General features: G+C 37.7%; 14 protein-coding genes. 12 read left to right on the top strand and 2 right to left on the bottom strand.

Annotation, left to right across the window (positions count from 1 at the left end):
* Position 1 precedes the first annotated feature (1 nt).
* Positions 2-370 (bottom strand): S4 domain-containing protein YaaA, encoded by a 369-nt coding sequence (yaaA, locus tag QM887_RS09200; protein WP_414271357.1) that lies wholly within the window; start codon positions 368-370, stop codon positions 2-4.
* Between the two features lie 161 nt (positions 371-531).
* Between yaaA and yfmF the strand changes: the two genes are divergently transcribed.
* The 12 genes from yfmF (at position 532) to tsf (ending at position 11,681) form a co-directional block, all read left to right on the top strand.
* Complete coding sequence (gene yfmF / locus QM887_RS09195) at positions 532-1,782, top strand: EF-P 5-aminopentanol modification-associated protein YfmF (protein ID WP_414271356.1); 1,251 nt, start codon at positions 532-534, stop codon at positions 1,780-1,782.
* Positions 1,779-3,062: an EF-P 5-aminopentanol modification-associated protein YfmH gene (yfmH, locus tag QM887_RS09190; RefSeq protein WP_414271355.1), complete on the top strand. Its 1,284-nt coding sequence runs from the start codon at positions 1,779-1,781 to the stop codon at positions 3,060-3,062. Before yfmF ends, yfmH begins: the two co-directional genes overlap by 4 nt.
* Before the next feature lie 37 nt (positions 3,063-3,099).
* Positions 3,100-3,924, top strand: coding sequence for a cytoskeleton protein RodZ (gene rodZ, locus QM887_RS09185; RefSeq protein ID WP_414271354.1), 825 nt, complete (start codon positions 3,100-3,102; stop codon positions 3,922-3,924).
* A gap of 11 nt (positions 3,925-3,935) precedes the next feature.
* A complete protein-coding gene (gene pgsA / locus QM887_RS09180; protein ID WP_414271353.1) occupies positions 3,936-4,475 on the top strand; it encodes a CDP-diacylglycerol--glycerol-3-phosphate 3-phosphatidyltransferase in 540 nt (179 codons plus the stop codon).
* Positions 4,476-4,477: 2 nt separating this feature from the next.
* Positions 4,478-5,305, top strand: coding sequence for an energy-coupling factor ABC transporter ATP-binding protein (locus QM887_RS09175; RefSeq protein WP_414271352.1), 828 nt, complete (start codon positions 4,478-4,480; stop codon positions 5,303-5,305).
* Positions 5,290-6,129 (top strand): energy-coupling factor transporter ATPase, encoded by an 840-nt coding sequence (locus tag QM887_RS09170; RefSeq protein WP_414271351.1) that lies wholly within the window; start codon positions 5,290-5,292, stop codon positions 6,127-6,129. Before QM887_RS09175 ends, QM887_RS09170 begins: the two co-directional genes overlap by 16 nt.
* Positions 6,122-6,916 carry an energy-coupling factor transporter transmembrane component T family protein gene (locus QM887_RS09165; RefSeq protein WP_414271350.1) on the top strand — a complete coding sequence of 265 codons (795 nt, stop codon included), beginning with the start codon at positions 6,122-6,124 and terminating at the stop codon, positions 6,914-6,916. Before QM887_RS09170 ends, QM887_RS09165 begins: the two co-directional genes overlap by 8 nt.
* A 29-nt stretch (positions 6,917-6,945) precedes the next feature.
* Positions 6,946-7,767, top strand: a complete 822-nt coding sequence (gene mreC / locus QM887_RS09160) for a rod shape-determining protein MreC (RefSeq protein ID WP_414271349.1) — start codon at positions 6,946-6,948, stop codon at positions 7,765-7,767.
* Positions 7,764-8,258 (top strand): rod shape-determining protein MreD, encoded by a 495-nt coding sequence (gene mreD / locus QM887_RS09155; protein WP_414271348.1) that lies wholly within the window; start codon positions 7,764-7,766, stop codon positions 8,256-8,258. The genes mreC and mreD overlap by 4 nt, the downstream gene beginning before the upstream one ends.
* Positions 8,259-8,349: 91 nt before the next feature.
* Positions 8,350-9,555 carry a peptidoglycan hydrolase PcsB gene (gene pcsB / locus QM887_RS09150; protein WP_414271347.1) on the top strand — a complete coding sequence of 402 codons (1,206 nt, stop codon included), beginning with the start codon at positions 8,350-8,352 and terminating at the stop codon, positions 9,553-9,555.
* Positions 9,556-9,779: 224 nt separating this feature from the next.
* Complete coding sequence (gene rpsB / locus QM887_RS09145; RefSeq protein ID WP_000268462.1) at positions 9,780-10,562, top strand: 30S ribosomal protein S2; 783 nt, start codon at positions 9,780-9,782, stop codon at positions 10,560-10,562.
* Positions 10,563-10,640: 78 nt separating this feature from the next.
* On the top strand, positions 10,641-11,681 hold the full coding sequence (gene tsf / locus QM887_RS09140; protein WP_000808093.1) for a translation elongation factor Ts: 1,041 nt from the start codon (positions 10,641-10,643) through the stop codon (positions 11,679-11,681).
* A gap of 52 nt (positions 11,682-11,733) precedes the next feature.
* Here the strand turns inward: tsf and QM887_RS09135 are convergent.
* On the bottom strand, positions 11,734-12,316 hold a 583-nt coding region (locus QM887_RS09135; protein ID WP_414271346.1), incomplete at its 5' end, for an IS3 family transposase.

Raw genomic sequence — 12,316 nt, 5'->3', positions numbered from 1 at the left:
CTTATCTACCTGGGAAACGTGGTGCAGCTTTTGTTTTGGGTACCTGATGATTTTGTGTTGGCTTTTTGTTGACCGTCTTATTCATTTCTTTGACAAGTTTAGTCACACGTTCTTTCTCAAGTTTTTCTTCAAGATATTCTTCCTGTTCTTCTTGACTAGGTTGAGTCAAAATGATGTGGATTTTCAAATCAGGAATGTCGATGGAGTCTCCGATTCTTACTTTTTTCCCACGACGATTTTCCAATTCGCCATTAAAGTAGACAAGATGGTCAGCTAAAAAGGATTTAATGGCTCCGCCACTGTGTATAATACCAAGTTCTTTCAAGAGAGCTTGGAGAGTGATAAATTCTTCAAATAATTTGTATTCCATAGTTCACCTCAATCTTTGGTATTATACCATATTTTACCTTGAAATGGCAGAGGTAAATTCGTTATAAATGAAAGCGATTTTAATTCTAAAAGGGATAAAGAGAACAAGAAAATTTTCTCTTTTCATGGTATAATAGAACTCTATGTAGAAGGAGGTAAGCGATGGAGTTAGTACCTGGAATTGCAGTGCATTTTATCCAATCAAAAAAATTTAAAACTAATAAAATTACTGTGCGTTTCACAGCTCCATTGTCTTTGGATTCAATTTCAAGTCGCATGTTAAGTGCTAGTATGCTTGAAACTGCCAACCAAAGTTATCCGACTGCTCAACTGTTTCGAAAACATTTAGCAACCTTGTATGGGACTGATTTGTCAGCGCACGCCTACCGAAGAGGACAAAGTCATCTTGTGGATTTGAGCATTACCTATGTGCGTGATGAGTTTTTAAGTAAAAAAAATATTTTAACTTCGCAAATTTTAGAATTGTTAAATCAGGTCCTATTCTTTCCATTGATTGATGATGTTGGATTTGAAAATAAAACCTTTGAAATTGAGAAAAAACAAGTCTTATCAAGACTAGAGTCAGAGTTAGAAGACCCCTTCTTTTTTGCTCATAAAGAATTAGATCAATTGTTTTTCCAAGAAGAATCAATGCAGTTAGTTCCTAAAGATTTGATTTCTAGAATTTCAGAAGAGACTTCTAAAACTTGTTTTTCAAGTTTTCAAAAAATGATGAAAGAAGATCAAATAGATATTTTCTTCTTAGGAGATTTTAATGAAATTGAAGTTTTAGAGTATTTGAAAAAATTATCGTTAACAGGTCGTAAATCATCTGTAAATATTCAATACCAGCAACCCTATTCTAATATTCTTAAAGAAGGTATTGTTAGAAAGAGATTGGGACAGTCTGTTTTAGAGATGGGCTGCCATAGTCCAGTGGGGTATGGTGATGAAGAGCAGATGGCAGTGCTTCTTGTCAATGGTCTTTTAGGAGCCTTTCCTCATTCGAAACTATTTACCAAAGTACGAGAAAAAGAAGGACTGGCCTATACGGTATCGAGTCACTTGGACCTTTTTAGTGGATTTTTACGATTGTTTGCTGGAATTGACCGGCAAAATCGAAATAAAGTAAGAAAATTGATGAATCATCAGTTGCTTGACATAAAAAATGGCAAGTTTACAGATAAGGAAATTGATCAGACTAAACAAATGATTCGTCGATCCTTACTACTAGCTCAGGATAATCAAGATTCTATTGTCGATAAATATTATCTGTCAACCTTTTTTGGGAAAGCAAATCTTGATACAAAAACTTTAATCGATAAACTCGAACAAGTTGATAGAGAAGCAATTTGTGAAGCAGCAAACAGTTTTAAGTTGCAGGCTATTTATTTTATGGAAGGAGCAGAATGACCAGACCGATTTTTCAAAAGAAATATTATCCTGCTGTAAAAGAAACTTTGTATCAAACTAGCTTAGAAAATGGTTTGACAGTTACTTTACTACCTAAAAAGGACTTTAACGAGGTTTATGGAGTTGTGAGTGTCCAAGTCGGTTCTGTTGACACAAGGTTTACAGTAGATGATAAGGGTTTACAACAATATCCTCAAGGGATCGCTCATTTCTTAGAACATAAGCTTTTTGAACGAGAAGATTCCGGAGATGTTATGGCAGCTTTTACAGAGCTAGGGGCTGAAAGCAATGCCTTTACGAGCTTTACAAATACTAGCTATCTTTTCTCGACTTCTGAAAATGTTCTAGAGTGCTTAGATTTACTTGAAGAACTTGTCACTACCTTCAATATAACTGAAGAATCAGTGGAGCGCGAAAAAGATATCATTCAGCAGGAAAGAGAAATGTATCAGGATGATCCAGATTCTTGTCTATTTTTCAATACTCTGGCAAATCTCTATCCAGAAAGTCCTTTAGCTTCAGATATTGTCGGTAGTGAAAACTCCATTGATGCTATTTGTCTGAAGGATTTGAAAGAGAACTTTAAAGAGTTTTACAGACCTGTCAATAGTAATATCTTTTTGGTCGGTAATTTTAAACTTGAACTTCTTGAAGATTATTTTACTAAGAAATCTTATCTTCAAGAGAAAAAACATGAGTTTAAAAGAGAACAAATATCTTTACATCCTGTAAAGACTACTGAAAGTTTACGGATGGAAGTAGCTTCTCCAAAATTAGCGATCGGTATTAGAGGAAATGAAGATATCGGAAATCGAGATCGATATCGTTATCATCTTTTATTGAAATTGTTGTTTACAATGATGTTTGGTTGGACTTCACAAAGATTTCAGAGATTATATGAGTCTGGAAAACTGGATGCTTCCTTGTCTCTAGAAATAGAAGTGGATCGTCGTTTCCATTTTGTGATATTAACAATGGATACAAAGGAACCTGTGGCACTTTCTCATCAATTTCGTAAAGCTATTCGTAATTTTATGAAAGATGAGGATGTCACTGAGGATCACTTGGATATTGTAAAAACTGAGATGTATGGGGAATTTCTTCATAGTATGGATTCCTTAGAATATATTGCTACTCAGTATCATCCAACCCATACAGGTTCTACCCTGTTTGACCTTCCTAAACTTTTGCAGGAAATTACTCTAGAGGATGTTCTAGAAGCAGGACATGATTTGATAGATAATAGCGACATGGTTGATTGTACAATTTTTCCGATATAATCGCTAGAAAATACACTAGAAAGAAGGAATGTTAAGTATGAGAAAAAAAACAATTGGTGAGGTATTACGCCTTGCAAGGATTAACCAAGGATTGAGCTTGGAGGAATTGCATAGAAAGACGGATATTCAGCTGGATTTGTTGGAGGCACTGGAAACAGATGATTTTGACAAACTACCGAGTACTTTTTATGCTCGTTCTTTTTTGAGAAAATATGCTTGGGCGGTTGAATTAGATGAACATATTGTTCTAGATGCCTATGATTCAGGTAGTATGATTACTTATGAAGAGGTAGATGTTGATGAGATTGAGCTTTCAGGACGTAGACGTTCAAATCGAAAGAAGAATTCATTTCTCCCGCTATTTTACTTTGTTCTCTTGTCTTTATCCATTTTAATTTTTGTAACCTACTATGTGTGGAATTACATTCAAACACAACCAACTACGCCAGCTACAACCAGTTATAGTGTTGTGAGTTCAACAAGTACTTCTGGTAGTGAGCCATCAAGTAGTAGCCAATCTACTAGTTCATCAAGTTCGAGTGATGCCTCTTCTGTGATCATTTCTGGTCAGGGAGATACGATAGCAGCAGAATACAAAACTTCTAAAGATTCAGTTGAGCTTCAATTCTCTGTTACCGATGCAACGAGCTGGATCAGTGTTTCGGATACGGACTTGGCAGGAGGAGTGACTCTTGAACCCAATAATAAAACAGCTAAAACAACGATTTCGAAAGGTTCTCCAGTAACTATCACATTAGGTGTTGTCAAAGGTGTTAAAATAACAATTGATAATCAGGAAATCGATACTTCAAAATTGGCTGGGGAAACTGGCTGGATTACACTGACACTGAGCTCAAATTAAGGAAGGATAATATGAAAAAAGAATATATTCCTAACATACTTACGATTGGTAGAATTTTATTTATTCCCATTTTTGTTCTTCTTCTATCATTTGGACCGTCTCCAGTATTACATACAACGGCAGCAGTTATTTTTGCTATTGCTAGCATCACGGATTATTTGGATGGATATTTGGCTAGAAAATGGCAGGTAGTTAGCAATTTTGGAAAATTTGCAGATCCAATGGCAGATAAGTTGTTAGTTATGTCAGCCTTTATTATGCTAGTTGGTCTAAATATGGCACCAGCTTGGGTGGTAGCAGTTATTATTTGTCGAGAACTTGCAGTTACCGGGTTGCGCCTGCTCTTAGTCGAAACAGGCGGGACTGTTCTAGCTGCTGCAATGCCTGGGAAAATAAAGACATTTAGTCAGATGTTTGCGATTATCTTCTTGTTGCTTCACTGGAATGTGCTTGGTCAGATAACTCTTTATATTGCCTTGTTCTTCACAGTTTATTCTGGTTATGATTATTTCAAGGGAAGTGCATATTTGTTTAAAGGAACCTTTCGCTAGATATGGAATCGATTATTGAGATAAAAAATCTGTCTTTTCGATATCAGGCAGATCAAGAACATTACGATGTTCATAATATTACGTTTCACGTGAAACATGGAGAGTGGTTGTCTATCGTTGGTCATAATGGTAGTGGCAAGTCAACGACTGTTCGCTTGATTGACGGTTTACTTGAGGCCGAATCAGGGGAAATTTGGATAGACGGAGATCTTTTGACGGAAGAAAACGTCTGGGACAAACGCCGAAAAATTGGCATGGTCTTTCAAAATCCTGACAACCAATTTGTAGGAGCAACTGTGGAAGATGATGTTGCTTTTGGACTGGAAAATCAAGGAATCCCGCTTGAGGAGATGAAGCGTAGAGTTACAGAAGCCCTATCCTTAGTTGGGATGGCTGGATTTTCTAAAAAAGAACCTGCTCGTTTGTCAGGAGGTCAAAAACAGAGAGTAGCCATTGCAGGCGTTGTTGCCTTGCGACCAGATATTTTAATCTTGGATGAAGCTACAAGCATGTTGGATCCTGAGGGACGGCTAGAGTTAATTAAAATTGTGCAGGAAATTCGTCGAAATCATCAGATAACTGTGATTTCTATAACACATGATTTGGACGAGGTGGCCATGAGTGACCGAGTTTTGGTGATGAAAAAAGGGGAAATCGAATCAACTAGTAGCCCTAGAGAATTGTTTTCTAGATCGGATTTAGATCAAATTGGCTTAGACCAACCCTTTGTAAACCAATTAAAACAATCACTGCGTGATAGTGGCTTAAAATTGCCAGAGCATTACCTGACCGAAGAGGAGCTCGAGGAGGCTTTATGGGAATTATTCTAGACAATGTTAGTTATACGTATCAGGAAGGAACACCCTTTGCCTCAGCAGCCTTGTCAGATGTGAGTCTGACCATAGAAGATGGTTCCTATACGGCCATTATTGGGCATACAGGTAGTGGAAAATCTACTATTTTACAACTTTTGAATGGTTTGTTGGTTCCCACAAAGGGAAGTGTTCGTGTCTTTGATACATTAATTACACCAACATCCGTCAATAAGCAAATTCGTCAAATTCGCAAACAAGTGGGCTTGGTCTTTCAGTTTGCAGAGAATCAAATTTTTGAGGAAACTGTCTTAAAAGATGTGGCTTTTGGGCCGCAAAATTTTGGCGTTTCTGTAGAAGAGGCCGAAGCTATTGCACGTGAAAAGCTAGCTTTAGTAGGAATCGACGAATCACTTTTTGAGAGGAGTCCATTTGAACTTTCAGGTGGTCAGATGAGAAGGGTTGCTATTGCTGGGATTTTAGCAATGGAGCCAAGTATCTTGGTTTTAGATGAGCCTACAGCAGGACTAGATCCAATTGGTCGGAAAGAGTTGATGACTTTGTTTGAAAAGCTTCATCAAGATGGCATCACGATTGTTTTAGTGACACACCTTATGGATGATGTGGCCGAATTTGCTGACCAAGTTTATGTGATGGAAAAAGGAAGATTGGTTAAGAGTGGAGCGCCTAGTCTTGTCTTTCAAAATCTGGAGTCTATGGAAAATATCCAATTGGGTGTTCCGAAAATCACAAGATTTGCTCATAGGCTAGCTGAACGAGGAGTTTCTTTTAAACAAATGCCGATAACGATAGAAGAGTTTAAGGAGTTCATTAATGGATAACATGATTTTAGGTCGTTACATACCAGGAGATTCGATTATTCATCGTCTGGATCCTCGTAGTAAGCTAATAGCTATGATCTTATTGATTATCATCATTTTTTGGGCCAATAATCCGATAACTAATCTCATACTTTTCATTGTAACAGGCATATTTGTATTTTTATCAGAAGTTCCCTTGTCTTTTTTTATAAAAGGCTTGCGGTCTATGTTTTTTCTGATTGCTTTTACAACTCTTTTCCAATTGTTCTTTATTTCGGGTGGGGAAATTTTGTATGAAGTGGGCTTTCTTAAAGTTACTAGTCATGGTTTAGAGCAGGCGGGAATTATTTGTTGTCGCTTTGTGTTGATTATTTTTTTCTCAACCTTACTAACCTTGACGACCATGCCTCTTAGTTTAGCGACGGCGGTTGAATCCTTGTTAGGGCCGTTAAAAAGATTTAAGGTTCCAGTTCATGAGATTGGACTTATGCTCTCTATGAGTTTACGTTTTGTACCAACCTTGATGGATGATACCATTCGAATTATGAATGCCCAAAAGGCGCGTGGAGTTGATTTTGGAGAAGGGAATATTGTCCAGAAGGTAAAGGCCATGATTCCTATTTTGATTCCTTTATTTGCTACGAGTTTGAAAAGAGCGGACTCTTTGGCTACTGCTATGGAGGCTAGAGGTTATCAGGGTGGTCATGGACGTAGTCAGTATCGACAGTTGAATTGGATGAATAAAGATAGTCTAGCCCTTTTCTTTGTATGTCTATTGGGCGCAATCCTATTTTTATTAAAATCCTAAAGTAAAACAGAGAATAAAAAAGGTAAGATATGAACCGTTTTAAAAAATCTAAGTATATTATCGTTCTTTTTGTCCTTGTATTAGTAGTGTCAGTCTTTTTGGTAATGACGCAATCCAGTGCAATTGTGACAAAGGCGGGAGATGGAATTTCTCTTGTAGACAGAATTGTTCAAAAACCATTTCAATGGTTGTCTTCAGCAAAATCTGATTTAGGGCATTTAACTAGAGCTTATAATGAAAATGAAAGTCTAAAAAAAGAACTCTATCAGATGAAGAAGGAAACGAATGAAACAGATCGCCTAAAAGAAGAAAACGAGCAATTACGACAATTGTTGGAGATGAAATCAAAATTAAACGCAACCAAGATAATTGCGTCTGACGTTATCATGAGAACACCAGCAACTTGGAAACAAGAGTTGACAGTCGATGCAGGATCTTCACAAGGCGTGACTAGTAATATGCTTGTTGTAGCTGGCGGTGGTTTGATCGGAAGCGTAGAAAAGGTTGAAGGAAACTCTAGTGTGGTCAACTTATTAACCAACGCTGAAAATACAGAGAAAATTTCTGTTAAAATCCAGCATGGTTCTACCAGTGTTTATGGAATTATCATTGGCTACGATAAGGAAAAAGATCTACTGAAAATTAGTCAGTTAAACAGCAGTAACGACATTAGTAAAGGCGATAAGGTTGTAACTGGTGGTCTTGGTAATTTTAATGCTACTGATATTCCAGTAGGTGAGGTTGAATCTGTGACGCATAGTAATGACTATCTGACAAGAGAGGTGTTAGTCAAACTTCAGTCTGATTCAATGAATACCAAAGTCGTAGAGTTAGTGGGGAACCCGTCATGAGACTTTTTAAGCAGGTAGGCATGTTTTTGCTCTTGCCCTTAATCATCTTAATAGATAGTCATTTAGGACAATTTATCAATAGTTTTTTCCCTTATTTTCAACTTGTAAGTCACTCTATCTTCATCTTTTTATTATTTGAGACGATAGAAGTATCCGAATATTTGTTTTTGGCTTATTGCTTAATCATAGGGCTTATCTACGATATTTATTTCTTTCATTTGATAGGGATTGCCAGTCTTCTTTTTGTTATTATTGGTGCAATCATTTATAAAAATAATTCTATCATTCTATCAAATAGATGGACTAGACTATTAGCAATTTTAATGATGACTTTCTTGTTTGAATTTGGTAGTTTTATGTTAGCTCAGGCGGTTGGATTAACTGCTGCAAGTATACCAGTCTTTATCGTTTATAGTCTAGTTCCATCGATGATTTTAAATGGTTTATGGATGATAGTTTTCCAGTTTATTTTTGAAAAAATATATCTATAAGAAAGAAACAAAACTGTAATAAAGGCGTAATATTTATTAGGCCTTTTTTTGATATACTAGTATTGTTTTAAAAGAAGGAGTATTTACACTTATGAAGAAAAAAATCCTAGCATCACTTTTGTTAAGCACAGTATTGGTTTCCCAAGGAGCTGTTCTTTCAAGTGTTCAGGCAAATACAACAGATGAAAAAATTGCTGCTCAAGATAGTAAAATTAGCAGCTTAACAGCTCAACAAAAAGAAGCTCAAAAACAAGTAGATGAAATTCAAACTCAGGTTTCAGCAATCCAAACAGAACAAGAAAAATTGCAAGCTGAGAATGAAAAACTTCAAGCAGAATCTAAAAAGCTTGAAGGAGAAATTACTGAGCTTTCAAAAAATATCGTAGCTCGTAATGCATCTCTTGAAAACCAAGCTCGTAGCGCACAAACTAATGGAGCTGCTACAAGCTATATCAATACGATTATCAACTCAAAATCAATCACAGAAGCTATCTCACGCGTAGCAGCTATGAGCGAAATCGTATCAGCCAACAATAAAATGTTGGAACAACAAAAAGAAGATAAAAAGGCTATTGCTGAAAAACAAGTAGCAAACAATGAAGCAATCAATACAGTCATTGCAAATCAACAAACGCTTGCTGATGATGCTCAAGTTTTGACAACAAAACAAGCAGAATTGAAAGTAGCAGAATTGAACCTTGCGGCTGAGAAAGCTACTGCAGAAGGTGAAAAAGCGAGTTTGTTAGAGCAAAAAGCAGCAGCAGAAGCTGAAGCAAAAGCGGCAGCGGAAGCTGAAGCGGCATATCGAGCTCAACAAACTAGCCAACGTCAATCGGTTGCAGCTTCAGCTAACACAAGCTTTGCTGCGCAAGTACAAGCAACTTCTACTTCATCATCAGACGATGAAGAACCAAGCTACACTCCTGTAGCTACTCGTACAACATCACGTCCAACATATAGTACAAATGCTTCAAGTTATCCAACTGGTGAATGTACTTGGGGAGCTAAAACGTTAGCACCTTGGGCTGGAGATTACTGGGGTAACGGAGCGCAGTGGGCTACAAGTGCAGCAGCAGCAGGATTCCGTACTGGTTCTCAACCACAAGTTGGTGCTATTGCATGTTGGAATGATGGTGGCTATGGACACGTAGCGGTTGTTACAGCTGTTTCATCATCATCAAGCATCCAAGTATCAGAATCTAACTATGGTGGAGATCGTACCATTAGTAACAAACGTGGTTGGTTCAACCCAACAACAACTTCTGAAGGTTATGTTACTTACATCTATCCAAACTAATGAAAAAATTGAGACTCTTTCCGAGTCTCTTTTCTTGTCTTTAAGTTGAGAAGTTCTGCTAAAAAACTATCAAAATAGCTTGATAATATTGAGAAATTGTGGTAAAATGAAACTTGTCGTGTGAACGATAATACTCATTCTTGATGAATTGTGAAACTGTTGCCTTCGGGTCGTTTTGCAAGTTGAAATCAAGAAGAGGAAAAAAACAAAAAGGAGAAATACTCATGGCAGTAATTTCAATGAAACAACTTCTTGAGGCTGGTGTGCACTTTGGTCACCAAACTCGTCGCTGGAACCCTAAGATGGCTAAGTACATCTTCACTGAGCGTAACGGAATCCACGTTATCGACTTGCAACAAACTGTAAAATACGCTGACCAAGCATACGACTTCATGCGTGATGCTGCAGCTAACGATGCAGTTGTATTGTTTGTTGGTACTAAGAAACAAGCAGCTGACGCAGTTGCTGAAGAAGCAGTACGTTCAGGTCAATACTTCATCAACCACCGTTGGTTGGGTGGAACTCTTACTAACTGGGGAACAATCCAAAAACGTATCGCTCGTTTGAAAGAAATCAAACGTATGGAAGAAGATGGAACTTTCGAAGTTCTTCCTAAGAAAGAAGTTGCACTTCTTAACAAACAACGTGCACGTCTTGAAAAATTCTTGGGTGGTATCGAAGATATGCCTCGTATCCCAGATGTAATGTACGTAGTTGACCCACATAAAGAGCAAATCGCTGTTAAAGAAGCTAAAAAATTGGGAATCCCAGTTGTAGCGATGGTTGACACAAACACTGATCCAGACGATATCGATGTAATCATCCCAGCTAACGATGACGCTATCCGCGCAGTTAAGTTGATCACAGCTAAATTGGCAGACGCTATCATCGAAGGTCGCCAAGGTGAAGATGCTGTTGCAGCAGTTGAAGCAGAATTTGCAGCTTCAGAAGCTCAAGCAGACTCAATCGAAGAAATCGTTGAAGTTGTTGAAGGCGACAACGCTTAATTCGTATAAATAGTAATTACCTAGGAGGGCGGGGCTTAGCCCGGCTCTCCTATTTTTAAAAAATATAGGAGAATCAAAATGGCAGAAATTACAGCTAAACTTGTTAAAGAGTTGCGTGAAAAATCTGGTGCTGGTGTTATGGACGCTAAAAAAGCATTGGTTGAAGTGGAAGGCGATATCGAAAAAGCAATTGAATTGCTTCGCGAAAAAGGTATGGCAAAAGCAGCTAAGAAAGCTGACCGTGTTGCTGCAGAAGGTTTGACTGGTGTTTATGTTGACGGTAATGTTGCAGCAGTTGTTGAAGTAAATGCTGAAACTGACTTCGTTGCGAAAAACGCTCAATTTGTTGAGTTGGTAAACGCAACAGCTAAAGCAATCGCTGAAGGAAAACCAGCTAACAACGAAGAAGCTCTTGCTTTAACAATGCCTTCAGGTGAAACTCTTGAAGCAGCTTATGTGTCTGCAACAGCAACTATCGGAGAAAAAATCTCATTCCGTCGCTTTGCTTTGATTGAAAAAACAGATGCACAACACTTCGGTGCTTACCAACACAACGGCGGACGTATCGGTGTTATCTCTGTAATCGAAGGTGGAGACGAAGCACTTGCTAAACAAATCTCAATGCACATCGCTGCTATGAAACCAACAGTTCTTTCATACAAAGAATTGGATGAGCAATTTGTTAAAGATGAGTTGGCACAATTGAACCACGTTATCGACCAAGATAATGAAAGCCGTGCTATGGTTGGTAAACCAGCTCTTCCACACTTGGCATACGGATCTAAAGCTCAATTGACTGATGAAGTAATCGCTCAAGCTGAAGAAGCTATCAAAGCTGAATTGGCTGCAGAAGGTAAACCAGAAAAAATCTGGGATAAAATCATCCCAGGTAAAATGGATCGCTTCATGCTTGACAACACTAAAGTTGACCAAGCTTACACACTTCTTGCACAAGTTTACATCATGGATGACAGCAAGACAGTTGAAGCTTACCTCGAATCAGTTAACGCTTCAGTAGTTGAGTTCGCTCGCTTTGAAGTTGGTGAAGGTATCGAGAAAGCAGCTAATGACTTTGAAGCTGAAGTTGCAGCTACAATGGCAGCAGCCTTGAATAACTAATAAAAAAGTAAGGAAGCAAATTGTACTGACCCCAAAAAGTTAGACAATTAATTTAAGCAAAGGATTTAGTTCTGTATTGTACAGGACTAAATCCTTTTAGTTTTACCTTAATTCGTTTGTTGTTGTAGTAATCAATATAGTCTACAATAGCTTGTTCCAAGTGCTCAAGTGACTGAAACGTATTCTCATAACCATAAAACATTTCAGACTTAAGAATGCCAAAGAAAGATTCCATCATACCGTTATCTGGGCTATTCCCCTTACGTGACATAGATGGTTGGATTCTCTTATTCTTTAAAAAATGATGATAGAAATCGTGTTGGTATTGCCATCCTTGATCACTATGGAGAATTGTATTTTCGTAATGGTTCTCTGTAAAGGCTTGTTCTAGCATTGTTTTCATTTGTACTAAGTTCGGCGAAGTAGAAAGATTGTAGGAGATAATTTCGCTATTAAAGCCATCTAAAACTGGTGATAAATAAAGCTTTTGGCTGCTTGCTGGAATGGAAAATTCTGTCACATCTGTGTAGCACTTTTGCATTGGTTTGGTTGCTTCAAATTGACGTTGAATAAGGTTATCTGCTTTCTTGCCAACCTCTCCTTGGTATGAAGAATACTTCCGTTTACGGCGAATT

This window comes from Streptococcus infantis (assembly GCF_047460875.1).
Taxonomy (GTDB): domain Bacteria; phylum Bacillota; class Bacilli; order Lactobacillales; family Streptococcaceae; genus Streptococcus; species Streptococcus infantis_AA.
Note: the sequence above shows the minus strand (reverse complement) of the source record. Positions and strands in the feature narration are given on the sequence as shown.

What these genes read in the sequence shown, in the direction of transcription:
- mreD (WP_414271348.1), top strand. Translation starts at nt 7,764, where the DNA reads ATGAGACTTTTTAAGCAGGTAGGCATGTTTTTGCTCTTGCCCTTAATC.
- pcsB (WP_414271347.1), top strand. Translation starts at nt 8,350, where the DNA reads ATGAAGAAAAAAATCCTAGCATCACTTTTGTTAAGCACAGTATTGGTT.
- QM887_RS09170 (WP_414271351.1), top strand. Translation starts at nt 5,290, where the DNA reads ATGGGAATTATTCTAGACAATGTTAGTTATACGTATCAGGAAGGAACA.
- yfmH (WP_414271355.1), top strand. Translation starts at nt 1,779, where the DNA reads ATGACCAGACCGATTTTTCAAAAGAAATATTATCCTGCTGTAAAAGAA.
- yfmF (WP_414271356.1), top strand. Translation starts at nt 532, where the DNA reads ATGGAGTTAGTACCTGGAATTGCAGTGCATTTTATCCAATCAAAAAAA.
- yaaA (WP_414271357.1), bottom strand. Translation starts at nt 370, where the DNA reads ATGGAATACAAATTATTTGAAGAATTTATCACTCTCCAAGCTCTCTTG.
- rodZ (WP_414271354.1), top strand. Translation starts at nt 3,100, where the DNA reads ATGAGAAAAAAAACAATTGGTGAGGTATTACGCCTTGCAAGGATTAAC.
- QM887_RS09175 (WP_414271352.1), top strand. Translation starts at nt 4,478, where the DNA reads ATGGAATCGATTATTGAGATAAAAAATCTGTCTTTTCGATATCAGGCA.
- rpsB (WP_000268462.1), top strand. Translation starts at nt 9,780, where the DNA reads ATGGCAGTAATTTCAATGAAACAACTTCTTGAGGCTGGTGTGCACTTT.
- pgsA (WP_414271353.1), top strand. Translation starts at nt 3,936, where the DNA reads ATGAAAAAAGAATATATTCCTAACATACTTACGATTGGTAGAATTTTA.
- mreC (WP_414271349.1), top strand. Translation starts at nt 6,946, where the DNA reads ATGAACCGTTTTAAAAAATCTAAGTATATTATCGTTCTTTTTGTCCTT.
- tsf (WP_000808093.1), top strand. Translation starts at nt 10,641, where the DNA reads ATGGCAGAAATTACAGCTAAACTTGTTAAAGAGTTGCGTGAAAAATCT.
- QM887_RS09165 (WP_414271350.1), top strand. Translation starts at nt 6,122, where the DNA reads ATGGATAACATGATTTTAGGTCGTTACATACCAGGAGATTCGATTATT.